General features: G+C 47.3%; 22 protein-coding genes. 17 read left to right on the forward strand and 5 right to left on the reverse strand.

Annotated features, from left to right (window positions below; translation table 11 throughout):
- Positions 1-193: 193 nt before the first annotated feature.
- Genes rlmH through SFV55_RS07580 form a run of 5 tightly spaced genes read left to right on the forward strand, consistent with a single transcriptional unit; the run spans position 194 to position 4,014 of the window.
- Positions 194-667 (forward strand): 23S rRNA (pseudouridine(1915)-N(3))-methyltransferase RlmH, encoded by a 474-nt coding sequence (rlmH, locus tag SFV55_RS07560; RefSeq protein WP_320028876.1) that lies wholly within the window; start codon positions 194-196, stop codon positions 665-667.
- A 5-nt stretch (positions 668-672) separates the two neighbouring features.
- Positions 673-1,296, forward strand: coding sequence for a rhomboid family intramembrane serine protease (locus SFV55_RS07565; RefSeq protein ID WP_320028877.1), 624 nt, complete (start codon positions 673-675; stop codon positions 1,294-1,296).
- A gap of 47 nt (positions 1,297-1,343) precedes the next feature.
- Positions 1,344-2,099, forward strand: a complete 756-nt coding sequence (locus SFV55_RS07570) for a YdcF family protein (protein ID WP_320028878.1) — start codon at positions 1,344-1,346, stop codon at positions 2,097-2,099.
- Positions 2,100-2,135: 36 nt separating this feature from the next.
- Positions 2,136-3,533, forward strand: a complete 1,398-nt coding sequence (locus SFV55_RS07575) for a hypothetical protein (protein WP_320028879.1) — start codon at positions 2,136-2,138, stop codon at positions 3,531-3,533.
- A 1-nt stretch (position 3,534) separates the two neighbouring features.
- Entirely contained in the window at positions 3,535-4,014 is a 480-nt protein-coding gene (locus SFV55_RS07580; RefSeq protein ID WP_320028880.1) for a DinB family protein, read from the forward strand.
- Positions 4,015-4,071: 57 nt separating this feature from the next.
- On the opposite strand, the gene SFV55_RS07585 is transcribed toward SFV55_RS07580, so the two are convergent.
- The gene (locus tag SFV55_RS07585; protein ID WP_320028881.1) at positions 4,072-5,712 is read right to left on the reverse strand and encodes a DUF6089 family protein; all 1,641 of its coding nucleotides are present in this window, start codon (positions 5,710-5,712) and stop codon (positions 4,072-4,074) included.
- 239 nt (positions 5,713-5,951) lie between these two features.
- Here SFV55_RS07585 and SFV55_RS07590 point away from each other — a divergent pair, with 239 nt between their 5' ends.
- Positions 5,952-6,956 (forward strand): NADP-dependent oxidoreductase, encoded by a 1,005-nt coding sequence (locus SFV55_RS07590; RefSeq protein ID WP_320028882.1) that lies wholly within the window; start codon positions 5,952-5,954, stop codon positions 6,954-6,956.
- Positions 6,957-7,068: 112 nt separating this feature from the next.
- Here the strand turns inward: SFV55_RS07590 and SFV55_RS07595 are convergent, their stop codons facing one another.
- Positions 7,069-9,822: a prolyl oligopeptidase family serine peptidase gene (locus SFV55_RS07595; RefSeq protein WP_320028883.1), complete on the reverse strand. Its 2,754-nt coding sequence runs from the start codon at positions 9,820-9,822 to the stop codon at positions 7,069-7,071.
- A gap of 513 nt (positions 9,823-10,335) precedes the next feature.
- Between SFV55_RS07595 and SFV55_RS07600 the strand changes: the two genes are divergently transcribed.
- Positions 10,336-11,724, forward strand: a complete 1,389-nt coding sequence (locus SFV55_RS07600; RefSeq protein ID WP_320028884.1) for an MATE family efflux transporter — start codon at positions 10,336-10,338, stop codon at positions 11,722-11,724.
- Positions 11,725-11,726: 2 nt separating this feature from the next.
- Here the strand turns inward: SFV55_RS07600 and SFV55_RS07605 are convergent, their stop codons facing one another.
- Positions 11,727-12,998 carry an aminotransferase class V-fold PLP-dependent enzyme gene (locus tag SFV55_RS07605; RefSeq protein WP_320028885.1) on the reverse strand — a complete coding sequence of 424 codons (1,272 nt, stop codon included), beginning with the start codon at positions 12,996-12,998 and terminating at the stop codon, positions 11,727-11,729.
- A 68-nt stretch (positions 12,999-13,066) separates the two neighbouring features.
- Between SFV55_RS07605 and SFV55_RS07610 the strand changes: the two genes are divergently transcribed.
- The 3 genes from SFV55_RS07610 to SFV55_RS07620 all read left to right on the forward strand — a co-directional run bounded on the left by SFV55_RS07610 (position 13,067) and on the right by SFV55_RS07620 (position 15,701).
- Entirely contained in the window at positions 13,067-13,978 is a 912-nt protein-coding gene (locus tag SFV55_RS07610) for a DUF1684 domain-containing protein (protein WP_320028886.1), read from the forward strand.
- Positions 13,979-14,089: 111 nt separating this feature from the next.
- Positions 14,090-14,680 (forward strand): TetR/AcrR family transcriptional regulator, encoded by a 591-nt coding sequence (locus SFV55_RS07615; RefSeq protein ID WP_320028887.1) that lies wholly within the window; start codon positions 14,090-14,092, stop codon positions 14,678-14,680.
- Positions 14,681-14,804: 124 nt separating this feature from the next.
- Complete coding sequence (locus SFV55_RS07620; protein ID WP_320028888.1) at positions 14,805-15,701, forward strand: NAD(P)H-binding protein; 897 nt, start codon at positions 14,805-14,807, stop codon at positions 15,699-15,701.
- Between the two features lie 106 nt (positions 15,702-15,807).
- On the opposite strand, the gene SFV55_RS07625 is transcribed toward SFV55_RS07620, so the two are convergent.
- Positions 15,808-16,779: an aldo/keto reductase gene (locus SFV55_RS07625; protein ID WP_320028889.1), complete on the reverse strand. Its 972-nt coding sequence runs from the start codon at positions 16,777-16,779 to the stop codon at positions 15,808-15,810.
- A 129-nt stretch (positions 16,780-16,908) separates the two neighbouring features.
- On the opposite strand from SFV55_RS07625, the gene SFV55_RS07630 reads away from it, so the two are divergent.
- The 3 genes from SFV55_RS07630 to SFV55_RS07640 are packed head-to-tail and all read left to right on the forward strand — an operon-like array spanning position 16,909 to position 20,200.
- A complete protein-coding gene (locus SFV55_RS07630) occupies positions 16,909-18,780 on the forward strand; it encodes a DUF5050 domain-containing protein (protein ID WP_320028890.1) in 1,872 nt (623 codons plus the stop codon).
- A gap of 53 nt (positions 18,781-18,833) precedes the next feature.
- Complete coding sequence (locus SFV55_RS07635; RefSeq protein WP_320028891.1) at positions 18,834-19,484, forward strand: nicotinamide mononucleotide transporter family protein; 651 nt, start codon at positions 18,834-18,836, stop codon at positions 19,482-19,484.
- A 20-nt stretch (positions 19,485-19,504) separates the two neighbouring features.
- Entirely contained in the window at positions 19,505-20,200 is a 696-nt protein-coding gene (locus SFV55_RS07640; protein ID WP_320028892.1) for a YjjG family noncanonical pyrimidine nucleotidase, read from the forward strand.
- A 51-nt stretch (positions 20,201-20,251) separates the two neighbouring features.
- On the opposite strand, the gene SFV55_RS07645 is transcribed toward SFV55_RS07640, so the two are convergent.
- Positions 20,252-22,552 carry a TonB-dependent receptor gene (locus tag SFV55_RS07645; protein WP_320028893.1) on the reverse strand — a complete coding sequence of 767 codons (2,301 nt, stop codon included), beginning with the start codon at positions 22,550-22,552 and terminating at the stop codon, positions 20,252-20,254.
- A 211-nt stretch (positions 22,553-22,763) separates the two neighbouring features.
- Here SFV55_RS07645 and SFV55_RS07650 point away from each other — a divergent pair, with 211 nt between their 5' ends.
- The 4 genes from SFV55_RS07650 (at position 22,764) to SFV55_RS07665 (ending at position 26,171) form a co-directional block, all read left to right on the forward strand.
- Positions 22,764-23,579, forward strand: coding sequence for a T9SS type A sorting domain-containing protein (locus SFV55_RS07650; RefSeq protein ID WP_320028894.1), 816 nt, complete (start codon positions 22,764-22,766; stop codon positions 23,577-23,579).
- Positions 23,580-23,589: 10 nt separating this feature from the next.
- Positions 23,590-24,312, forward strand: a complete 723-nt coding sequence (locus SFV55_RS07655; protein WP_320028895.1) for a hypothetical protein — start codon at positions 23,590-23,592, stop codon at positions 24,310-24,312.
- An 83-nt stretch (positions 24,313-24,395) separates the two neighbouring features.
- Positions 24,396-25,367 carry an OmpA family protein gene (locus SFV55_RS07660; RefSeq protein ID WP_320028896.1) on the forward strand — a complete coding sequence of 324 codons (972 nt, stop codon included), beginning with the start codon at positions 24,396-24,398 and terminating at the stop codon, positions 25,365-25,367.
- A 297-nt stretch (positions 25,368-25,664) separates the two neighbouring features.
- Positions 25,665-26,171 (forward strand): hypothetical protein, encoded by a 507-nt coding sequence (locus SFV55_RS07665; protein WP_320028897.1) that lies wholly within the window; start codon positions 25,665-25,667, stop codon positions 26,169-26,171.
- The last annotated feature ends 72 nt before the right edge of the window (positions 26,172-26,243 follow it).

Consider the following 26,243-nt stretch of genomic DNA (forward strand, 5'->3'; position numbering starts at 1 on the left):
TTCAACACCTAAACGTCTTAGGTGCCGCCTTAGGTGAACTTAGGTGTCTTAGTTGGTGAACAAGGGCCCTGCTCCGCAGGGCATTTTTTCTTTTCACCACCTAAGACACCTAAGGGCATCTAAGGGATTCACCTAAGAAATGATGCGCCTGCGGCGCAAGCAGAATAAAGAATTTATGTTTTAACAAGACTTAATGAAAACCACCTTCTCCTACATCGGCAAAACCGCCGACAAATACCTCGAAGAGGGCTGCAGCATTTACGAACGCCGCCTGAAACACTATTTGTCCTATGAAACCGTGTTGATTCCTGACATCAAAAACGGCGGCAAACTCGACGCTGAACAACTCAAAATCAAGGAAGGAGAACAAATCCTCCAGCGCCTCAAAAATGACGACTGCCTGATTTTGCTGGATGAGCGGGGCAAAGTCTATACCTCCGAGCAATTTGCGGCCAACATGGATCAGTGGTTTCAAGCCCCTTACAAACGCCTCGTTTTCCAGGTCGGTGGTGCTTTTGGGTTTTCCGAAGCAGTGTATCAACGTGCGAATTATAAACTTTCTCTGTCGGCCATGACATTTTCCCACCAGATGATTCGTTTGTTTTTTTTAGAGCAACTGTACCGTGCGATGACTATCTTGCGCAATGAACCATATCACAACAGTTAACTGCAATGGAGCAATTGAACTTTACCTTGGCATTGTTGGTGCTAACCGGCCTGATTTCCTGGCAAGCCTTTAGTCGGCCCGACATGTACCAAAAGCTCATGTTTATTCCCTACGAGATGAAGCGGCAAAACGATTATTTCCGTTTCCTGACCCATGGAATGGTGCATGCGGATGGCAATCACTTGTTGTTCAACCTGATCACGCTGTGGATGTTTGGAGTGGGCATTGAGTATTACTTCAAAGCTTATTTTGGGCCACAAGTTGGCATCACACTATACATCTTGTTCTATTTCAGCGGGATCGTTTTGTCGGCCTTGCCAGACTATTTCCGGCATCGGGACAATCCGAGTTACCGGGCTGTCGGAGCATCAGGAGGCGTATCCGCAGTCGTTTTTGGCTACATCTTTATGAATCCCTGGGATCGGGTATTTTGGATCATTCCAGCTGGCATTTACGGCATCCTTTACCTGGCCTATTCCGCTTACATGGACCGTTACGGCAATGACAACATAGGCCACAATGCGCACTTTTGGGGCGGTTTATACGGAATTATATTTGTGTACAGCTTACTGAAGTTGACGCGGCCAGAGGTTTTGAGCATTATTTTTCAGAGCTATTTTACATTTTGATCTTAGGGCCAATCACATTGGGTTGCACCTACGAATAAACCTTAAATATGTTCTTTTTCCTATCCAAAGCCCTGTTGTTTTTGATTCGCCCAATATTTTGGGTGATGATCCTGGCCTTTCTGGCCTTTATCAGCAAACGAGCGGCCCGGCGCCGTCGTTATGCGTTGATCTTGCTGGTCGTTTTGGTCCTATTCAGCAATAGGGGTTTGTATGAAGCAGTCTGTGGCATGTGGGAATTGCCACCACAAAAATTGACCCAATCTTACGACATTGGAATTTTGTTGGGTGGGTACAGCAATTCCAATGGGTATCCTCAGGATGGGCGACATCATTTCAACCCCAGTGTCAATCGCCTGACCCAAACTTTGGAGTTGTACCAGCAGGGCAAAATCAGGAATATTTTGCTCACTGGAGGGTCGGCAAACATCATTACCAAAGGTAAACTGGAATCACAGGAAGTAGTAGATTTTGTGGAAGACATGGGCATTGATCGCAAGGTGGTGATTGTAGAACCCCAAGCCCGCAATACCTGGGAAAATGCCCAATTTTCCGCAAAAATCATCAAAGCCAAATACCCCCAGGCCAGCTGTATACTGATCACTTCCGCCTGGCACATGCGGCGAGCCCGCGCTTGTTTTCGCAAGACTGGGCTGGAGTTTGATTTTTATTGCACCGACTACAAAAGGTCTAATCTGGGCGGCTGGGCTTGGGTTCAGTTTGATCCCGGCGTATTGGGTGATTGGGAGGCTTTGTTTAAGGAATGGGTGGGGATGTTGGTATACGCGATGCGGGGCTACGTTTAAAGCGAATAGCGAATAGCGAAAAGTGAAAAGCAGCAGATGAATCAGGTAACTGAAGATGAAATTAAAAAGGAGGTACTGAAGTTTTTGCGGGGGTATTACAAGGGTCGCCCGCGGGCCAGTGATATTGAAGTCAGTTCGGATTTACGCGGCGTTGGGGGGATTGTGGCCGATGGCTTTTTGGCCTTCAAGGAAGAAGATGGCCGCAATTTTATCATCACTTTTGAAGCTACAGATTATCATCGGCGCGATGAATTGCGTTTCACCATTCTTAAACAATTGATTTATTGGGATGCTGCGGCCATGGCTTATTTGACGGTAGCCTTGTTGTTTATTTTGGCTCATGTTCAAAAATGGTTGGCCTTGTTGCCGCATTACTTTTTGTGGGGTGTAATTCTACTACAGGTCATCATCTTTTTATTTGGACTCATTTGGTATTATTTGTTGCGCCCCTTGCCTCGTTACCGCTACATTTACGCCATTGCCCAATTCAACCAATATTTTGCCGATGATCAGTGGGTCGCCTATGCCCACGATGTGTTTTCCGGGTATGAAGATCCTTATTTCAAAGAATTGCGCCGACAGTGTATCCACAATGGGTTTGGAATGGTCGAAGTAGGGGAAGACCTCAAGGTAAAACTCCACATGGCGCCATCAATTGATGACCCCGATTTTCAACTCAAGCGCCGGGTGGTGCAGTTTTTCACCAAAAATGATTTCACCCAATTTGTAGAAAAAACCATCAGTACCCGCGATTGGTGGACCCAATTTGTCGACTGGCTCAACAACTTGCCGCTGCGCCAGAACCTCAACAATCTGCTGCGCTTTGAACGGCCAGTTTACAAACAAATGGGGGTTATTCTGGCTTGTATTGGAGCCATGACCCTGGTTTTGGCGCGAGAATTCAAAAAGAAACCCATCCGTTATGTTGATGAAGCGACTTACGAACAACAAATGACGGCTTACATGCAGCGCTTGTATGGCAATGAAAATTTGATCCAGGACATTATACTCGACTCTACTGATATTAAACCCTTTGTGAAAAATAGCCTTCCTTACATTTATCGCCCTGAATCGAGTTTGACGCCCGAAGAAGCTAGAAATCTACGCGAAAAGATTGTAGTGTATACAACTAAGGGTTTCATTCACTATCCATGCAGTCGTTTGCGCAGTGTTGGAGATCAACGCTTCATGGTGCGTATGGGGGTGTTTTATGACAGCGATTTACTCAAACGGGCGATTGGGCGTTTTCGCAAATTGGGTGTGCCCGTCAATGGCATCTGGGGGCCCTGCTTTTTTCCAGAAGGCAAGTACTACATCCTATTTTTAGAGGATTTGTACCCCAGCCGCAAGGACGCACTGGAAGCCATCACTGAAGTCAAAGCCAAGCTCAATCCCGCAGGCATTAAGTTGGATATTTTGATTGAAAAAATATGATTTGATCACCATTGCAGCATTCATTATGCATCTACTCACCGAAACCTGGCACATCAACAACCGCATCAACTTGTATTTGCTCGACGCCATTGCAGAGACCTCCCTAAGCGATGTTTCTGCATCCAAAGGCCGCAATGTGGGCGAGCAGTTTGCACACCTGCACAATGTGCGCCTGATGTGGCTCAAATCTGCTCAACCCGATTTATTGGCACTGGCTGATAAAATTGAAAAGGAAAACATCAATAAATCGCTCCTGATCGAACAACTGCAAAAAAGTGGGGAAGCGATCGCCCAGTTGTTTGAAATCGGGGTAGTTGAAGGTCGGATCAAGGGTTTTAAGCCCCATCCAACGGGTTTTCTGGGATATTTAATCGCTCATGAAGCCCACCACCGTGGGCAAATCGCGTTAACGCTGAAACAATCTGGGCATCCCCTGGATAAGAAGATTTCCTTTGGCTTGTGGGAATGGGGTAGCCGTTGAGAACGCCTACCTCTCTAAGGTGATTCCTTAGAGAGGTAGGCATTTATTTTTTTTCGTTTACTGTTGCTCCACCCGAAACTCAACCCTCCGGTTTTGTTTCCGTCCTGCAGGCGTACGGTTATCTGCAATGGGTTTGCTTTCTCCAAATCCTTGAGTACGCAAATTCGCAGCGTTAATGCCTTTACTTTGCAGATATAATGCACAAGTTTGTACTCGGTTTTCAGACAAACGCTGATTGGCAGCCGCATCGCCCACATCATCTGTATGGCCTTCGATCATCAATTTGAATTCCGGATACCCCCGCATTACTTCCGCCACTTTGTCCAAAACCTCCAATGAAGAAGTCAATAGCTTGGCACTATTGGTTTCGAAATTAACGTTGCTCATCGCAAAAGCCAATACTGCTTTATCTTCTGCCTTAATCTCTGGGCAACCATTGTTTGACTGCAACCCAAAGGTGTTTGGGCATTTGTCTTTGCGGTCTTCAACCCCATCGCTATCGGAATCTGGACAACCATTGAATTGTTTCCAACCAGCAATAGTCGGACATTCATCGTCTTTGTCTGCAATACCGTCTTTATCCTGATCGGGGCAGCCATTCATGCTCGCAGGGCCAGCCTGATCAGGGCACTGGTCCTGATCGTTGGTTACACCATCACCGTCATTGTCTGGGCAGCCCTGTTGGGCACTTACCCCTGCCACAGTTGGGCATTTGTCCTCTTTGTCTGGAATCCCATCACCGTCGGTATCGGGGCAGCCGGAAAAACGTACTGACCCTGCCACATCTGGACAGGTATCTTCCCCATCGGCAATGCCATCCCCGTCTTGGTCAGGGCAGCCTCCCAGGTGTTTCAATCCAGCTACATCTGGGCACTTATCGGCTTTATCCGCTACTCCATCGTCATCCCCATCGGGGCACCCCTGCAAAGCAGCCTTTCCCGCAATGGTAGGGCATTTGTCTTCCGTATCCACTACCCCATCCCGGTCAGTATCTTTTTCACTCAAATGGAAACCCAGGGAAAAGCCACCAATATTGTATGCATCTTTATTTTTCGGATCGCCGGACACCTTTACCCCATCAATGTAATCCGTAAAAGTAAGGCGATAGCCAAATTCAAGTCCCAGGTAAATATTCCTGCTCAAATCAGCTTTCACTCCAATCCCAATGGGGATCACCAGGTTTGTTTTTGGTTTTTTCGCAGCCTTGTCCTGTGCTTCTTCAGTTTTCAGTACTCCTCCATAAGAAACCGAAGGGTTGATGAACCCAAGCCCCAAACCACTCGTCAGATAAGGAACCAATCGAAGTTTAAAGGGTGCACCATAAGCAGGTGCAGGTGTTTTTTTAATCAGGCTATATTCTCCATTAAATCCCAGCTCAATCAGGGCTGTTGAGAAATCGGTATTCCGCCCTCTATGTTCATCGTAATCTGAATCAGATGCATTCAAACGCCCTGAATAAAAATTGGCTCTCCAGGCAAGTCGATTGGTAATGTCTTGACTCACAAAAAAGCCGTAAGCAAAATTGGGATTGTTGAATGTGAAATTAGGCACAACCAAATCGCCCAAAACATTGGAATACCCTAAAAACAAACCAGCGTTCCAGGTTTCTTTAGCCAAGGAGGGCACATCCTTAGTTTGTTGGGCCATCACCATAAACGGTAGTGCCCATAAAAGCCCTACAAGTGTAGTTTTTCTCATGGATTGAAAGATTAAATGGTACTAGAAATAGCTAAGGGGAATAAGTATATTGACTATAAAGCTCTTTTGGAAAAAATATACTCTAGAGACGTACTGGTCAGACCCTGGTCACTATTTTGTAATTTGCATTTCGGCAAAATAAGCAGGTCAATCTTTACATTCATTGAAATTTATCTAACTTTCGAAGTGGAAAACTCTTTTTCCGCCTGGCAGCCAGATGCTGCAAAACCTAAGGTACGATGACAAATAAACAACTCATCCTGGTGAAGAGACCAGTGGGACTGCCAACTGCTGATACCTGGAAATTGGAAGAGCACCCCATACCCGAATTGGCCGAAGGCCAAGCCCTGATCCAACAGCACTACATCTCACTCGATCCCGCCATGCGGGGTTGGCTCAATGAGAGCAAGTCTTATATTCCACCTGTAGAAATCGGAGCGGTGATGCGTGCCGGTTCGGTAGGGCAAGTGATCGCCGTCAATCAACACCCCAATCTGGCCGTAGGTGATTACGTATCAGGGAATGGCGGGGTACAGCAATACGTGATAACAGAAGGAAAAGGCTGGTTCAAAGTAGACCCCAATCTGGCTTCTTTACCTACCTACATCGGCACGCTGGGTATGCCCGGCCAAACGGCTTATCATGGTTTGCTGGACGTGGGCCAGGCCAAAGCAGGTGACGTTGTGCTCGTTTCCGGAGCTGCGGGTGCAGTAGGCAGCGTGGTGGGACAAATTGCCAAAATCAAAGGTTGTAAAGTGGTCGGTATTGCTGGTGGCCCGCAAAACATCCGCTACATTCTGGACGAATTGGGCTTCGACGGGGCCATCGACTACAAAAACGAAGATGTAAAGGCTGGTTTAAAACGGGAATGCCCGGAAGGTGTCGACGTTTATTTTGACAATGTCGGCGGCGAAATCCTCAACATCGCCCTAACTCGCTTGCGCTTCAAAGCCCGGGTGGTGATTTGTGGTGCCATTTCTCAATACAACAATACCACGCCTGTGGCGGGGCCCAGCAATTACCTATCCCTGCTCGTCAATCGGGCGCGAATGGAAGGTATGGTCGTTTTTGATTACGCCAAAAACTACGGAACCGCTGCCCGCGAAATGGCTCAATGGATCCAGGAAGGCAAGCTCAAAACCCGTGAGGACATTTATGAGGGAATCGAGAACTTTTACGAGACCTTTTTGAGGTTGTTTACGGGGGAGAAAAATGGGAAGTTGGTGTTGAAAGTGATTGAATAAAGATGAGAGATGAAAGATGCTACCGCAGCGTTTTTGACAAGACCTTTTCAATGTCCCTGCGGTAGCATCTTTCATCTTTCATCTTTCATCTTTCATCTTTCATCTCTCATCTTTATTTTACTCCTCTCTCAATCGCCGCAACCCCCTTCTCCATCCACGCAGGTTTTGGCGCGCCTTTCAAATAGTGCTCAAAAAACTGCAACATCCGCAACTGGAAGTCCTTGCGGTTTTGCAGTTTGACCAGGCCGTGGCCTTCTTCGTTGTAGTTCAGCAACCATGCGGGTTTACCCAGACGGCGCAGGCCCATGTAAAATTCGATACCCTGATACCAGGGAACCGCTCCGTCCTTATCATTGGCCATGATCAGCAGTGGAGTGCTCACCTTATCGATGAAAAAGATGGGGGAATTTTCCAGGTAACGCAATGGTTTTTCCCAAAGGGTCCCACCAATCCGGCTTTGGGTATGTTCGTACTGGAACATGCGGCTCATGCCACTTTCCCAACGAATCCCGCCGTAGGCCGACACCATGTTTACCACAGGCGCACCCGATTCGGCACACTTGAAGATATTGGTTTTGGTGACCAGGTAAGCGATTTGGTAGCCACCCCAACTGTGGCCCTGTACCCCCAGGTTGTCTTTGTCCACAAAACCCTTGTCCAGTAGGGCAGTCACTCCGGAAATGATCGCATTTTGGGCGCTTTCACCTGGGTAACCGATGCGGTAAGGAATATCTGGGATAAAGACCAAAAAGCCACGACTGGCCAACTGTGAAAAGTTGAGCATGCTGCGGTTGTAGCCTGGGGTCCAGTGGTGGTGAAGCTGATCGGTCATCCGCTCGTAGAAGTAGGTAATCATAGGGTATTTTTTCTTGGAATCAAAACCAGCGGGTTTGATCAGAATACCCTGTAGTTTTTGACCGTCCAGCGCAGTCCATTCCGTTAGCTCGGAGGTACCCCAGAAGAATTCAGCTTGTTGGGGATTCGCCTGACTGATGGTCTTGATGTTTTGCAGATCAGCGGAATAAACGATGTCCGGGAAGGTTTGGAAATTTTCCCGGGTAAAGATCCAACGATCAGCGTTTTTGGCCTTTTGTACCTGCATGGAGAAATTATAGGCCCCTTTTTGTAAGGGCCGTTTTTTGCCGCTATGGATGTCGTACCACATGTAGCCTTCCTCTTTGCTAAGTTCGTTGGTATGGTGCAAAAGCAGAGGTTTTACCTCTTCAATCGAACGCTCTTCGGGATCAGTGCGGATGTAGCGCATTCGCGTTTTTTCGGCCCGCATGTTGGTTAGATTGGTAGGCTTGAGCTGGCCAGTGGGGTCGAGCATCCAGATGTCGTAACGATCGTAGGCCATAAAATAATCATCCTCACTGGTCCAGCCTGCAAAACCGTAGGAGCTAGGGTTCTCGGGGCTGTCGGCCAGCTCGTCGTAAAATTTCACCTTCTCGTTGTTGCTCAATTTGACCAGGCTTTTTTTGGCAATGTTCCAGGCTATCCAGGCGCTATCGGTAAAACTGTACCAATAAGCATATTTGCCCATCGGAGAGAGGTTGGGGCTGCCGTGTGCAGCGGTGGCGATTTTTTCTTTTTTGCCACTTTGTACATCAATCAGGTATACGTCGTTGACGGGTTCAGTGTCCCAGGTCATTTGTACCCGGTAAGGTTTGTTCGAGATGCCAAGTACCTGAGTGCCATTGCCCTCGTTGCTCAGGCGAACTTCCGGAATATCCAGGCTCCCCAATTGTACCAGTTTACCATCTGCTACATGCAGCACGCAGGTATAGGAGCGGCGACGGTCCTGCTCTAACTGTACTTTTTGCATGGGGTAAATCCGCTCATCGGTAGTGGACCATACTTCTACGTTGACAATTTCTTCTTCTAGTAAGGTCGTGTCAATCAAGATGGGAGGCGGGGCAATGCCAAAATAGAGCTTAGAGCCATCCTTGGCAAAAGAGAGGTTTCCATTTTCACTGGGCAACCAGTCTTTGGGTAAAAAACTAGCGCCTTTTCCAAGTACCAAACGAGCTTTATCCGCCGTACTTTGCCAATGGTACAAACCAAAAGGCCGAACCCGAGCCTTGGTAGTATCCAAATCTGCCACGAAGGCCAATTGGTTGCCCGGGCGGTCAAATGTGAGTTGTTTGACATTGCCTTTCTGGGCTAAAACGTGTTTGGTTTGGCGGGTTTCACCATCGAATACGTATACGCCGGGCTTTTGCTCAGGATCGCCACCAGTGGTGTACCAGGCAATCCGCGCTTTGTCGCGTGCCAGCTGGTACGACTTGACATAGCCGATCAGCCTTTCCTGGTTGGCGCCCAACTCGAGTAAAACCAGGCGGCTGCCATTTTCTTCATTTTCTTTTTTCCAGACAAATTTGGAAGTGTCTTTCGGTAGGGCTTTCGCGGGTTCGCGCAAATAAGCCAGCCAACCCGACCATTTTTCGGGCATCTGATAGGATTTTACCCCGGCGTATTTGCTCAATTTCATGGTACGCAAATCGTAAACCCCCAAGGTATCTTTGGGCAGATCATCCCTTTTGACTTTGCGCCGCCGCATGTTCATGGTACTATCGCGAAAAGGTTTGATGATGAAGGCGAGAAAGCGGCTGTCCTGGCTAAAGTTGAGGTTTTCGGCCCGGGGCACACTCATCGTTTTATCACTTTGGCCATCGTAGAGGCGCAATTCACCATCTCCTTCCAGTGGTTTAACGACGTAGCCGACCCAACGGCCATCTCCCGATATTTTGGAGGATTCAATGCTTTTCCATTTGGCGATGTCGGCATGTTCCAACATTCTTTTGGCGGGTGTTTGGGAAAAAACAACCAGCGGTAAAAAGCACAACAACAGTAAAAGTCTGGACATATTTGGCTTCATTGTATGACGCAAAAACATGAGTCGTCGCGAATTTTTGAAAAGTCAAAATCGAGCATAAACCTAATCGCGGAGCGATTGAATTTTGAATAGCCCCGGTCGTCCGGGGTAAATAGTTGGGTCAAAATTGGCAGCAACCACGGCAGTGGTTGAACTCAATTGAGCAGAAAGTTCAACCGCATCCGCGGTTGCGAAACCTTTTGCTACCAAAATGACCCCGGACGACCGGGGCTATTATAAATTCAACCGCATTCGCGGTTTGTTATCCTAAAAATTCGGGATGACTAATTTTTCTGCGTTATTTGTGAATCGGAAAAATAAAAAATTCTGTCTAAACTAAATTTTTTAGGCGACGAATGGAACGGAAACGGAGGGTAAAGGGTTCGAAGTTGGATCATTCAATCTCAACGGCACTTCGACTTCACTTCGACTTCGCTCAGTGACCAGCTCAGTGACCGTTGAGATTGAATGACCCAACCCCACCGACCCTAACCTAATTCAACTATGCAAGATTCAACGCTGACTGTTATCATTGACGCGATCAAAGGCAAAGAGCGCGATTACACAACCGGCAATTTAAACCAGGCCCTCTTCATTCTGGCTATTCCCATGGTCATTGAGATGTTTATGGAGTCCCTGTTCGCGCTGGTCGACATCTTCTTTGTTTCACAAGTGAGTGTGGAAGCAGTCACTACCATTGGGCTTACTGAAGCCATTCTTACCCTGATTTATTCTGTAGCCATTGGTTGTAGTTCCGGAGCTACAGCTTTGGTAGCACGGCGAATTGGGGAAAAAAATCCCGAAGCGGCTTCCTTTACCGCTTTCCAAGCTTTGGTAGTTGGAGTAGCTTTTGGTGTGACAACCGGGATTCTTGGCTTCATTTTCGCCGAAGATATCCTGCGCTTTATGGGGGCCAGCCCTGAAGTAATCAAGACGGGTCTCAACTTTGTACGCATCATGTTTGGCTCCAACGTAGTCATCCTGCTGCTGTTTTTGCTCAACGGGGTGTTTCGGGGCGCGGGTGATCCGGCAATTGCCATGCGGACGCTCCTGCTTGCCAACGGATTGAACATCATTTTGGACCCCATTTTTATCTTTGGTCTGGGCCCGATTCCGGCAATGGGCTTAACAGGTGCAGCGATTGCAACGACCACTGGGCGCAGCATTGGGGTGCTTTATCAATTGTACAACCTGTTTTGGGGTAAGGGTGCCATTCAGATCAAGCGCAAGATGATGAAAATTGACCTGGGCATCATCAAACGTTTGTTGGAGGTATCGGTTTCCGGTGCCATTCAGTTCATCATTGCTTCGGCGAGTTGGATTTTTTTGATGCGCATCATCTCACGGTTTGGCAGCGAGTCGGTGGCGGGTTATACCATTGCCATTCGGGTGATCATTTTTGCGCTGTTGCCTTCATGGGGCCTAGCCAACGCGGCAGCAACACTGGTAGGGCAAAACCTGGGGGCCAAACAACCCGATCGGGCAGAAACATCGGCCTGGCGTGCTGGGTATTTCAATACGCTATTTTTGCTGGGCGTTTCGGTGATATGTATTGTTTTTGCACCCTTTTTTATGACCTTTTTCACCGATCTGCCCCAGGTTACCAAGATTGGGGTGATGACCCTGCGCATCCTAAGCATTGGCAACGTAATGTACTCTTTCGGGATGGTGATCAGTCAGGCCTTTAATGGTGCTGGCGATACCCGTACCCCAATGATTGCAAATTTCATCTGCTTTTGGTTGATTGAAATTCCGCTGGCCTATTTTCTGGCAATAACTATGGATTTGGAGGTGATGGGCATTTGTATTGCCGTGCCTGCCAGTGAAAGTTTGTTGGCGGTGGTTTTGATTCTGATTTTCAGGAAGGGGAGGTGGAAGGAGATTGCGGTGTAGCCTCACCCCGCCAACTCCTTCAACGCCCCCACAAATACATCCAACTCCTTCGTACTCACATACAAATGCGGCGTCACCCGCACGCCATGCACATTCGCATAATCGATCGCTACGGTGAAAATCTTGTATTTTTCCATCAAGGTTTTCGCCAGGTCAGCCGGTTTGATGCTCTGGATGCCCACGTTGGCAATGCCACAGGAACGTTGGGGATCGGCCGGGGTGTTGAGCAGAATTTTGGGATGATTGCGCACCTGATCCGTCCAGTAGTGTTGCAGGTAGCGCAAGCGGGCTTCCTTGCGCTGGATGCCGATCATTTCGTGGAAGCGGATGGCATCCAGAATGGCCAGGTCCGTGGCTACTGGGTGGGTGCCGGTGTGGTTGAGTTTACGGATGTCGTCGTCGGCATAACCCATGTCGCCGAAGAGTTGCCAGATTTTGGCAATTTTCTCCTTGCGCACGTACAGGATGCCTGCTCCAAGCGGGTTGCCCAGCCACTTGTGCAAACTACTGCCGTAATAATCGCAGCCTAGATCGCTGATTTTAAAGTCCAGGTGAGCAAAGGCGTGTGCGCCATCCACCATCACCTCCACCCCATGGCGGTGAGCCATGTCTGTGATTTTTCTCACGGGTAAAATATGGCCAGTGATGTTGATCATGTGGCAGATCATCAAGAGGCGGGTCTTTGGAGTGATGGCCTTTTCGTAAAGGTTTACAATTTCCTCGTCTGAAGCCGGATGCAGGGGCACCGACACCATTTTGTTGACAATGCCATAGCGCCGCGCCTGGAGTTTGAACATGTCTAGCATGGCCCCATAGTCCTGTTCCGCCATCAGGGCTTCATCGCCGGGGTTCCAGTCGATGCCTGCAATGATGGTATCCAGCGACTCGGTGGTATTGCGGGTGATGATGAGTTCTTCGGTAGAACAGCCCAATAAACGCGCCAGGGCTTGGCGGGAAGCCAGTTTATCTTCCCCTTGCCGGGTGCGCATGTAGTAGGACGAAACGGTGTTTACCCGTTGAATGTGCCCGATGTAGTTCTCCAACACCTCCTTGGCGGCCAGGGAGTAATAGCCATTTTCAAGGTGGATAAAGTCCTTGGTCACCCCATAAGCGCCACGGATTTTTTGCCAAAAAGCATCATCATTTGCCAATTCCAGTGGCTGGAGGTGTTCGATTTCCTGAAAAAATGATTCCATAGATTTGGTCGGAAGTATGGCCCCCCCGCTTAGCGTGGCGATGGTTTGTAAAAATTGGCGTTTGTTGAACAACTTCATGAGCAGGTGTTTTGTTGAAACACTACTTAATCGATGGGTTTATTATCTTTAGCCCAAAGAACAAAGGTATGTTTCAATCCAGGATATACATTACAGGGCTTTGGGCCCTGGGCCTAACCTTGCTGGGCTTCAGCTATGGTAGCGACCCAAAATATATAGAAGAAATCAAAAACTGGCAAAAAGAACGCATCGAATCTTTGAAAAAAGAGGATGGTTGGTTGAATTTGGCAGGTTTATTCTGGTTAAGGCCAGGTGGCAATACCTTCGGCGCCGATGCCAGCAACCAACTCGTTTTTCCCAAAGGCAAAAGTGCAGGCAATCTGGGGCGATTGATTTTGGAAAATGGCGAAGTTTGGGTAGAAAGCAACCCCACAGCCGAAGTATGGCAGGGAGAAAACCGGGTGGAAAAGTTAAAAATCTACAGTCCAGGCAATGCCCCCTTGGTATTGCGCCACGGCTCGCTGCGTTGGTTTGTGATCAAGCGAGGCGAAAAATACGGCATCCGCCTGCGCGACCTGGAGCATCCCAACCTGAGTCATTTTTCGGGCATCGACTCTTACTCCATTGACTCCAAATGGCGGGTCAAAGCCAAATTGGAAAAATTCCACGAAGAAAAAAAAATTGCCATCACCGATGTATTGGGACAAACCAGTATGCAGCCCTCCTCCGGTGCCCTGGTTTTTACACTCAAAGGGAAAACCTATCGTTTGGATCCCATTGACGAGGGCGATCAGTTTTTCATCCTGTTTGGCGACAAAACCAATGCAAAACATACCTACCAATCCGGCCGCTTCTTATACGCCCAAAAACCAGGTCCGGGTAGCAATACCGTCATTCTGGACTTTAATAAGGCTTACAACCCACCTTGTGCTTTTACGGAATTTGCCACCTGCCCGCTGCCTCCTGAGCAGAATGTGTTGAAAATAGCCATTTTAGCTGGTGAAAAGAGGGTGAAAAATGGCGTGAATCATGGAGAATAAATGGGTGACGGTTCTATTTTCCCTGCACCTAAATGAAGTTTTTTTTGCATTTTTGAAAAAAAATTGAGCACCTCTATTGCACATACCAACTAGTATGTATACATTTGCAGTATGAATGCAACGGATACTCGCGAACGGATTTTGGGACGTATGTTTCAGGACATCCACAAAAATGGATTCCAGGGCTTGCGCGCCGATCGGGTGATCGCCGACTTGGGGATTACCAAAGGGGCGTTGTACCACTATTTTCCGAGTAAAGATGCCATTGGTTTGGCGGTGATTGCAGAAATCATCGAACCTTCTTATTTGGCCTTCTTCCGCAGTTTGGAACAAGCCAAGGGGCACCCGATTGATCTGCTTAAGGCGCATTTGCAAGAACTGGCAGACAAAGCCAGTCCTGACGACATTTACCTCGGCTGCCCGCTGAACAACCTCGTACAGGAAATGTCGCCGCTAAACGAAGACTTCCGCCAACGGCTGAAAGTAGTGATGGATGGCATGATCCATTATTCGACACGCGCCTTGGAAAGGGGCGTCGCTCAGGGTCAAGTCAAAGCGGGTACCGATTGTGCAGCAGTAGCTTCATTTATGGTGGCGGGAATGGAAGGGGCCTATGGCGTTGCAAAAGTGCAAAAGAGCCTGAGTAGTTTTCATCGAAACATCCAGCAATTGCTGAATTATCTGGAAATGTTTCGCGCGTAGAGACCCGAGATTTTCCGTCTCTATGGTAGAAATACGGCAACAAAAGTTGCCTTTTTTTAGGTCAAAATACATACCAACCAGTATGTATGAATAAATAACTTTCTCAACACAAAACCATTCAAACATGTACGTTATTCTTGGAGGAACCGGAAACACGGGCAAACAAATTGCCGAAACCCTATTGGCTGCGGGTAAAGCTGTGACGATTGTGAGTCGCGATGCTGCTAAAGCGCAAGACCTGGCAGCCAAAGGTGCCAAAGTAGCCGTAGGCGATTTGCACGATACTGATTTTTTAACCCAAACCTTCCGTGGCGCAACAGCAGTGTATAGTCTGGTGCCACCGAAATGGGATGTGCAGGACTGGCGCGCTTTCCAAACCCAGATTGCCACTTCCATTACCTTGGCGCTGCACAACGCCAAAGTACCTTATGTAGTCAATTTGAGCTCCATGGGTGCACACCTACCCGAAGGAGCTGGCCCAGTGAGTGGTTTGTATTACCTGGAGCACATGCTCAACAATGTACCCGGATTGAACGTCCTGCACTTGCGCCCTGGGTATTTTTACCAGAACTTTTACGGTTTTTTGGACATGATCAAACACATGGGTGTACTGGCGCAACCACTGGCTGCTGATTTTGCTTTCACGATGGTACACACCAGTGACATCGCAACTGTGGCTGCCCAAAGGCTCCTCGCCCTCGATTTTAAAGGGAACTCCGTTCAATTCATCAGTGGACCTCGCAATTATTCCTTTGCTGAAGCAGCGGCTTTGATTGGAAAGGCTACCGGTACTGAGGTTCCTTTTGTGAGCACTACTCCAGAGCAGTCGGTGGAAGGGATTATTGGAGCGGGGTTGCCTGCTACGATTGCGGAAGGTTACGGGGACCTGTACAAGGCCATTAATCAGCGCAGTTACACTGCTGGATTTGATCCCCAAACCAATGTGTCCTTTGGAAAAATCGCTTTGGAGCAATTCATTGAAAATGAGTTGAAGTATGCTTTGGAGGCTGAGGCGGTTTAAATTTCCTTAGGTGTGCCTGAGGTGCCTGTGGTTTCTAAGGTGGTTCAAATTGAATATGTTTTGAACCACCTTAGAAACCAAAGGCACCTTAGAGTAACCTCAGCCTTTATTGCGACCAAGCCGTTGGCACCCGATCCCAACGATGCTCCTTGAGCGCATTCAACAAGTCCAAACTCAAGCCCTTGCCGTCACTCGTCGCCATGTTCATACGGACATTCCGCTCGCGGCGCATGCCTGGAATGGTGGTTTGAACGTCCGGGTTGCTGAGGATAAAACGCAGGGCCATTTCGGCCATGGTCATTCCGGCTGGAACCAGCGGTTTGAGGGCGTCGGCATGTTCGACTGATGGAATCAGGTTTTCGGGGACAAAGTAGGTGCCCCGCCAGTCGCCGGGAGGGAAAACAGTATCCTTGGTCAAAGTCCCAGTCAGGGTGCCCTCATCAAAAGGAACCCGGGCGATGACTCCAATGTCGAGTTTGCGGCAAAGCGGGAAAAGTTGATCTTCGGGGTTTTGGTCAAAAATATTGTAAATGACCTGAACTGCACTGATTTGGCCCGTTTCCAGGGTGCGCAGGCTATTGTTGGGTTCCCAGCGGTTGATGCTGATGCCCCAGTGTTGTACTTTGCCTTCCCGGGTGAGGCGGGCGCAAGTTTCTTTCCAGTCATCGCGATCGGCCCAGGCGTCTTCCCATACGTGGAATTGCATCAGGTCGATGCTTTCTGTGCCCAGGTTTTTGAGGCTGTAGTTGACGTATTCTTCAATGTAATCGGAGGGAAAAACCTCGTCGAGGGTAAAATGGGGTTTGGAAGGCCACTTGCGGTTTTTGGGTGGGATTTTGGAGGCCACATAAAGTTTCTTGTCGGGAAATTGCCGCAGCAATTTGCCCAAAATTTCTTCACTCAGTCCATCGCCATAAGCCCAGGCGGTGTCGAAAAAGTTGCAGCCCAATTCTACGGATAGCAGCAAGGATTTCCAGGTTTCGTCATCATCAGAGTCTTTCCATCCGGCCAGGCCCCACATGCCGTAACCCATTTCGCTGACTTGCATTTCAGTGCGTCCAAAACGGCGGTATTGCATCGTTGATTGTTTTTTGTTTGAGGAGGTGAATTTAATGGATTTAGGTCAGATAGTTAACAGTTCCTTGCTTTACTATTTTGTACATAAAGGGTAAATTGCAAGGTATAGCATAGTCAAACCAACAATCCCATGCAATTGAAAACTTACCTTGTTCCCTCTACCTTCTTATTGCTTCTTGCCCATACCTGCCTGTTCGGGCAAAACAAAATCATTTGGGGTGAATCCCCAGGAAAAATTTTTATGGCTAATCTGGATGGTTCTGAGGTCAAAAACATTTTACAAAAGAATTCTCCATCCGATTTAGTGGCAGATAGTATTGGAAAAAGGGTTTATTGGACGGATGATGCAAACAATGCTATTTTCAGTACAGGCTTGGACGATAAAGAAGTGGTAAAAGTTTACCAAGCGTCGGCTTATTTGCAAGGACTTACGATAGACAAAAATCAACTCTATTTTGTAATGGGGAATACCATTACAAAATTCGACTTAGCCACTAAAAAGGTAGAAACGGTGGTTTCATCACTAGCTAATGCCCTCGATGTGGCACTTGTTGAGGGACAGGTTTATTGGATCGAGCCTAATAAAATTAAACGCCTAAGTCTGGATGGAAAAAACGTTGAAATTATAGTAGACAACCTCAGACTAACAGGCCACCTCGTTTTCAATGCCGTAGATCAAAAACTGTACTTTTATGACTATGGAAAAATTTACAAAGTTAATCCTGACGGCAGTCAATTGGAATTTGTGGTAGAGGGTGGTTATTTTTCCTTAGACAAAACGGGTCGAAAACTCTTGTTGACCAATACCAATCTAACGCATAGCGCTTGGGGCGGGATCAGTTCCGTCAACACCGATGGAAGCAATCGGCAAGGTGTCTCACCCACCACCACCAACCCCGCAAATGTAGTTAGTCTGGGGGATAAAATATTTTGGTTGGACAAAATCAGTGCGTATAATTTCCAGGATTATTTGTTTAGTATTAGTACCAAGCCTGCTGGCTATGAAGTAAGGGCAAGTTCTGCGCTTAACAACCCTACTCATCTGGCTATTGATCCTGTGGCCAAACACATTTATTGGGTGGAAGGCGGGACCATGATCAAAAGAACTAACTTTGCCGGAGAGGATATACAAATTATTTATACTATTCCTGCTACCCAAAGATTGTCCAGCATTGTGCTGGATTATAAAAACAAAAAATTCTACTGGACTGACAACAACTCGAATAAGCCTGAAATCTATCGCATGAACATTGACGGTAGCAGATTGGAAACCATCAGCAACGGCATTTTTTACCCCAACCCAAGTGGTTTGGTTCTACAAGTAGATCAAAACCGGGTATACTGGTCTGATCCGACTATCCGCAGGATCATGTATGCGGAGTTAAATGGAAAAAATCCAGGTTTTATTGAATTGACCTCATTTGTTCCAGGTGGCCTGCTTTTGGATAAAAAAGGAGAATTTTTGTATTTCGCAGGAAGGGAGATTACCCAAACCACTACGGATCAACTCTTCAAAATACCTGCTCAAGGTGGAACGGTAGAAACCATTTACCAGAACGACTTCGCCCCCACTGCCTTTGCGATCGACCTTGAAGACGAGTATTTGTATTGGATGGATTATTCTCAAAGCATCAAACGATCTGACCTTAAAAGTAAGCAAATAGAGACAATTTTGGATATCTCCAAGATCCGTCCAGCAAGATACCTAGGTCCTATCCAAATCTATCGCCCTGAAGACGGCGTTGTTCCCGTGGATTCAGCCAACGCTGAAACCTACAAACTTTCGCCTAACCCTTTTCATAAAGATTTGCGCGTGGAAGGACTTGAAGCAGGTGATCAGATAGCGGTGTATAGCTTATGGGGGCAAAAATATGAGATGCAAAAGGTGGATCAAGCGGGAACGGTAACCATCCTTGGGCAAAATCTTCCACCAGGTATGGGGTTTCTCTATATTCGCAATAAAAATGGGAAAATAGTGGCGATGAAAATTTATAAGTATTGACCTATAATATAATGGGGTAATGCTAACTTGCTGGCACTTATCTTTTGCACAGCATGGAAACCGTACCCGCATTTTGGCAACTTGATTACTCTTTACTGACGCTTGGCAACTACAGACTGAGTTTGATTGAGGTTTTGGTGGTCTTATTCAGTCTTTCTGGCACCTATTTTAGCCGCCTAGGCTGGCTGCTGATGCTTTTTGCCAATGTTTGTTTTTTCCTTTTTTTTCATCAAATCCAATTGTATGGCCTGATGGCTACACAAGTTATACTGTTCATTTTTAATCTGGCATGGGGCATTCGTTCGGGTGCTGTGAGCGGGCAGCCCATTAAAAAACTGGACAGTATGGGGCTGGTCATCAGCTTCATCGCCATTTTTATGCCGAGTATTTCTTTAGTCCTTGCATTAATTGAAGTGCCCGATTATTTTCCCGAATATTTCCCGCTACCTGCTACGTTTGCCATGCTGGATGCCTTGTTGGCGCTGGGAAGTATCGTGGCTACGGTACTCCTGGCGCGTCGTTTTATCGAAGCCTGGGTCTATTGGATGATCATCCACAGTTTGCTGATCGTAGTGCTGGCCTGGAAGGGGTATTATGTGGCAACAGCGGGACAGATGGTGTTGTTGGCGTATGCAGCAAATGAGTATTTGCTGTGGCAGAGTTTAGCAAAATCAAGCTTTCAAAAAAATAAAACCAAAAAATAAAACCCCGCATCTTTCCAACTATGAAATACCGCCATTTATTTTTTGATCTGGACCACACCCTTTGGGATTTTGAAGCCAATGCCAAGGAATGTTTTCAGGAATTGTACATCGACAAGCAGCTACAAAGCCGTGGAATCGATGATTTCGATGCTTTTTTCAGCGCGTATTCGATTCACAACGAACGACTTTGGGGCGAATACACCAAGGGTTTGATCCTTCAGGCTGAACTGCGCTGGCGCCGGATGTGGCTGGCACTCATGGATTTTGGAGTGGAAGACGAGCCGCTTTCCAAAATAATGTCGGTGGAGTTTCTGGAGCGATTACCTTACAAAAAGAACCTGTTTCCCCATACCATCGAAATACTGGAATACCTCAAAAACAAAGACTATGTCTTGCACTTGATCACCAATGGTTTTCAGGAAATTCAGGATCAAAAATTACAAAGTGCGGCGCTGCAAGGCTATTTCCAGGAAGTGGTTACTTCCGAAGCGGCTCAAAGCCTAAAGCCGAATCGGGCGATTTTTGACTACGCCCTCCAGCAAAGCAAGGCTCACCCGGACGAAAGCATCATGATCGGAGACAATCAGGAAGCAGACATTCAAGGGGCTACTAATGCAGGGTTGGATACGGTTTTTGTCAACCATTTGCAGGTAGTGCCACAGGTGCAGTCGACCTTCGTGGTGCATCATTTGCAAGAGTTGGAGGGGATTTTTTGAGCGGGTTGTACCTAAGTGAGTATTCATTTGGGAAAAAAAGCCAAGTACTTACTACCAATTCCAATCCAACCTCAAGGCAAAATTCCGCGGCGCCTCCATCAATCCCGGCCTCGACACATACTCCGCATTCCCCACATTGTTTACCAAAAAACTCAACTTCAAATTGTCAATTGGCCGATAGGCTACCCGTACATCCAGCAGCGTCACCCCATGGTTGTTCATCTCCCGGTAGCTTTTGATGCCCGGTACAAAGAACTCAAAAGTCCGGTCGATGGCTTCCTGGAAGCTGTAATAGGTTCCGGCAAAACCAATCGAAAAACGTTTGATCTGGCTTTCGATGTCGAATTTGTAGTTGTTGCGCGAGCGGTACTTCAGCACATTTTCGGTGGAAGAACTGCCAATCGCGTTGCGTTGTCCCTGCGAAGGTGTTACTCCCGGCTCCTGAGGCCTGAGGTCAAATTCCAAAAATTTGGGGTCAATCCACAAATAACCCGCCATGAAGGTAGTCGGGCAATTGAACAATTGCATTTCGCCCACCAGGCTCGCGTCCAATCCCGAAATGCGTACACCGCCCGTATTGAGCGAGCTAAAGCCGCGTTGAAAATCAAGGAAGTTGAACTCCATCATGTCCTGATATTGGGTGCGGAAGAGGGCCAGGTCCAAAAAGCCTTTTAAACTCCCCAATTTCAAACCTTGCTTGAGGCCCAGTTCCGCCGACCAGCCCGTTTCTGACTGCAAATCGGGGTTGGGCGTAATGTTAAAGCCCCCTAAATTGGTGTAAATGAACTTTTCAGCAATGGTCGGAAAGCGGTAACCCTGCCCCCAGGAAGCCCGCAGGAAGGAGTATTCCGCTATCTGATAATTGGCGCCGATACGCAACACGGGTTTGGCTTCCTTTTCCTCTGAGGGAGCAACCACCCCAACCGGGTAAGTAAATCCCGGATTGTTGATCCGGTTGGATTCATAGCGGAACCCGGCACTGATGGTCAGTTTGGGACCAAATCTTTTTTCAAAATCGGCATAAGTCGCCAGGTTGCGCGATTGGAAGGTAGTGTCGCCATACAACTCAGCGTCCACATTGGTGCCAATGTAAACTGCCCCGGCAGTGAAGTTCAAATCCAGGGCTTTAAACTTGCGCTGGAATTGGTACTCGGCATAGTACTGCGAGGAAAAATTGGAGCGCCCATTGCTTACCCGGTTTTCGACCCGGAAGTAACGGCTAAGGAGTTTGTGGCGGTTCCCGGCCCCATCGTAATAAGTCAGGTGCGGATCGATGTTGAAACGCAGGGGTTGGTTTTTAGAAACGGTGCCCCGGAATGGGCTGTATTTTAGTGAATCGGCCCGCCAGAAGAAAAAACTGCTGTTGTTGCCACCATTGAGGTTGAGGTTGGCCCCTAGGGTGAGGCGTTTGCTGGCGCGGAAGCGGGTATTCAAGTTGATCCGGCCGTATTTCGTGAAGGTACTGTCGTTGTGGCTTTGTTCGTTGAGGTAAAACACGCTGCTGACCAGATCGAGTTTGCCTATTTTCTGTTTGTGGGAAAGGCTGGTACCAAAAGTAATTGGCGCTTTGTCCCACCATTTGAAACGGGCATCGGCCGGGGCATCAACGGTGGAGGTGAACAGACTGAGTTTGGTTTCGGGTTCGTTGTGCGCGTAGGCGGTGCGGAAGTTGATCACCCCATTCAGGGCCGAAGAGCCGTACAGGGAAGAAGCGGCTCCCTTGACCACCTCAATTTGGCCTACATTTTCGACGGGGATATCGTTCCAGTTGGGAAAACCTGCGTCGAGTTGCAAGATTGGAATATCGTCCATCAACAGGAGCACGCGGCTACCGGCACCATAGGAAAAACCCGAGCCGCCGCGAATATTGGCTTGCCCATCGATGACACTCAAGCCAGGTACCTTTTGCAGGGCTTCGTCCAGTTGAAATTTGTTACTGTTGTTGATCAGACTGGGTTTGAGTACTTCGATGGACACCGTTTCGGAGCCCAGGCGTTTTTCAAAACGACCAGTGGTGAAGGTGAGTGTGCTCAGGATGGTGGCTTCGGTTTGCAGGATGATATCCAAATCTACGGTTTGCCCCGCCACAATGCCCAGGGTTTGGGTGTAGGTTTTGTAGCCCAGGTACGACACCGTTAGTGTAAGGTTACCTGGAGTAGGCCTGAGTTCAAAACGCCCTGCAGTATCTGTTGCTGTGCCAACATCGGCACTCAAATAAACGGAAGCGCCGACCAGGGGCTCGTGATCGATGGTGGTTACCTGGCCACGCAAAATGGCGTTTTGAGCATCAATCGGATTAAAAGCAAAGCTGATCAGTGCAATAAAGCCGATATAACGAAAGAAGTCCTGCATTTTTTTATTTTTCAATTCAGTGAAAAGATAATCAAGACGTTGATGAGTTGTAGTAAAGTGAGTCGAAAATCTTGATTTTTTTGTAAAATCTACTGCTTGGTCGTTCCTTTGCTTTCTTGCAGAAAAAATTGCCGAATCTGCCCGAAATGCTTATTTTGCATGCGGTCATTTCAGCTCAAGTGCAATTGCACATGGAGCATAAACTGGTGTTATGAAAAATTTTATACTTTCTATCCTGACGCTGTGCTGCTTGGGCAATACGCTCATGGCCCAACAAACTGTAACCTGCAAACCCGATGCCTCTTTGCCGGATACCGCAGTTGGCGTCATACCCCTACCCTACTCCGCAACCAATCCCAAGGGTGGAATTGCTGATACTGCCTGTTTGAATACTTATTACGATTTTATATTTACGCTGGCCATTCCCAAATCAATTACGCTGAGTGGAATAACCCTCGCCATAAATAGTGTATCGATTGCTACAACTGGAGCCGTGAAAAATCTGCCCAGTGGCTTATCTTACACTTGCAATCCACCCAATTGTGTATTCAAGTCGGGAGAAAAAGGTTGTATCCTCATTGCAGGCACACCCAATAACCCTATCAACCTGGGTCAAAATGACCTAAAAATCGACGGGTTGGTCAACTCTTTTTTACCCGTTCCTGTTACCTTTCCCAGTGATCAATTCGCTGCCGGCAACTACTACTTGTATGTGCGGCCACAAGGTTCCAAGGCTTGTTTGACCTCATCTACTAAAGAACTTTCCGCCACCAAGCTGCGCATGGGCAATGTACCCAATCCATTTACGGGTTCAACCCAAATTGAAGTGGAAGCCGAAATCCGGGGGCAATTCGATTTTCGGGTTTACGACCTAACGGGCAGAATGATCTCCCGTCGCCCTGTACAGATTACTCAAGGCATCAACCGCATTCCTTTCGAAGCCAATAACCTGGCTCCGGGCCTGTATGTGTTTACCTTGACCGATGGCTTGAACACCATTTCACGAAAAATGGTCGTTGGCCGTTAAACCATCTGGCATGAAACTGGAAGCCGCCCTCTGGCAAAGGAGTTACCTCTATTTTGCCCTGTTTTTTCTATTGGCCATTTTTGGCTTTTGGTTGACCTATTTTACCCGGATTTTTGAGCAGGAAAGTTACCGCATGCACCTGCATGGGCTGGCCTTGATCCTGTGGTGCCTGATGCTGATTGTTCAACCTTATTTGATCCGCAGCAAAAAGAATCGCCTGCACAAAAGTATTGGCAAATTTTCCTACCTGCTGGTACCCTTGATGCTCTTCAGTACGGTGGATTTGCTGAAGTTCAAAATTGATAAAAACTCGGCATTGGACAGCATGGACTACCACTTTATCGCTCTGGTGATCAATGCCTTGATTGCTTTTGTACTTTTTTATGGGCTGGCCATTTATTACCGCAAACAAACCACGGTACACGCTCGCTTCATGGTGTGTACGGCCTTCCCAATGGTTACCCCGATAACGGATCGGATCATCCACATTCATTTTCCCAGTCTACTGGCCTATCTTCCCCAAATTGAAGGAAACCCGATTGCGCCCGTTTTTGGTTTTGCACTAGCGAATCTGATTTTGCTGGGTTTGAGCATATGGGATTGGCGCTCGCATCGGCGGTGGAATGTTTTTCCCCTGGTGTTATTGGTTTTACTGGCTTACCATTACTCGGTGCTGAATTTTCATAGCTTTACTTTTTGGCAATCCTTTTGCAATTGGTTTTTTAATTGGTAAAAGGCAGGTTTGATCTGTAACTTTTCGGGTAAATCTGGTTATACTGGTGATACAACAACCTGATCACCAAGTAATTTCCAGCCATGACCCACAAGTTAATCCTGTCCTGTTTGTTCATTTTTACAAGTTTGTTCAATCTCTCGGCCCAAAATTCGGAGGACCTTGGCCGTACCACACCCTTTTTGGTTGGATTTAAAGGTGCCATTTATGATTTCCGGGTTGCTACCGATGCCCAAGGTTTTATCCAAGCGCAAAAAATGCGCTACACCCCAGAAATTGAAAAGACAAAACCCATTGGTCACGTTTATGCCCAAAAATTATTCATTACTGAGCGCGAATTGAGTACGCCTTTTCCAGGTGTTCCAAAAGGGAAAGAAGTGTTTGCCATCATTTATACTGGCCGTTTTGAGGTCAAATCCAGTGGCCTTTACGAGTTTTTGCTACAGAGTGACGATGGTTCACGCCTCTGGATCGACTCCACAGAGGTCATTGAACGAGACGGACTAAGGCAGTTCAGGGAAATCAAACAAGGAAAAATTCAACTAAGCGCTGGTTTCCATGGAATCAAGGTCTGGTATTTCCAGGGCTTCCCCAACCGCATGGGTTTGATTTTGATGTACAAAAAAGCCGAAGAAAAAGCATTCCAACCCTTTGATTTTAAACCCATGGAAGACGAGGCCAAACAATACATACAAATGGAGGGTGAAACGATGAAAATTCGGTTTGCGGAAAAATTTTCCTTCGAAACGGGTGAATTCACCCTCAAACCTGAAGCCGACTCCATCCTGGCCAATGTCATTCGCATCCTTAACTACAATCCTGGTCTTAAATGCCGAGTTGAGGGGCATACAGACAATGTGGGAAGTGCCAAAGACAATCAAGTGCTGGCCCAAAATCGGGCGCATGCCGTGGCGAATGCACTTAAAGCACGAGGTTTACCAGAATCAGTAAAGATTTCAGTGCAGAGTTTTGGGTTGAGTAAGCCAATTGCGCCGAATACAAACGAAGCGGGTCGGGCGCAAAATAGGCGGGTGGATGTGGTGATGGAATGGTGAGGGGAACCACTATTTATTCCATTTAAAAATTCAGCAACCCCATCTTCGGTGGAGTGGTTTTAAATTCAGCCACAAATGACACAAATTTTCACAAATTGAGGCACAAACTTGCGTTTGTGCTCGGGTCACGAACGAAGTTCGTGTTCTAATTTGTGAAAATTTGTGTCATTTGTGGCTGAATAATTTTATTGCCTTTATATGTTTTCATTACTTTAGGAACATAAAGCAGATCAATAAACACAAGAAGCTACTGTTAGGTAAATCTATTAAATTCTTTCATTCGCAAAAACCAGCCCAATGAAAAACACCTTTTGTACCCTATTACTCTGCACATTCGTGTTGGCCTGCCAACAAACAGCCCCAAAACTTGACTTCGAAAAAGAAAAAGCCGCCATTCAGGCCGTCATCGCCAAAGAAACCGAGTCTTATTACAAACAGGATTTTGAAGCCTGGAAAAGCACCTACCTTGAATCTCCTGCATTCCGCAAATACGGCTACTGGGAGGGTTTTCCTGAAAAAGTGACCTTCAACAATGGTTTTGAATCCTTGAAAAACGAAAAGAAAGCCCAATTCGAAGCAGATGCCACCATCTGGAAAGGCTCCACCGAAGAACGAGCCAATGAAAACTTCAGGATTTCGCCGGGGATGGCCTGGTATACTTTTGAGCAATTTTCCTATGAGAAGGGTACTCGTAAATTGTTAGGCAAATCACTGGAGACGCGGGTATTGGAGAAAGTAGATGGGGAATGGAAAATTGCGTATTTGGGGTATCATTATTTTCCGGATACGTTATTGACAAAATGATAAGGCGTCATAATTTCTTAATCAACTAAAATTGGCCACAGCCATTTTGTGTACTTAGGATGTCCTTGAAAC

It is taken from the genome of Haliscomenobacter sp., assembly GCF_033763495.1.
In the GTDB taxonomy this organism is placed as follows: Bacteria; Bacteroidota; Bacteroidia; order Chitinophagales; family Saprospiraceae; genus Haliscomenobacter.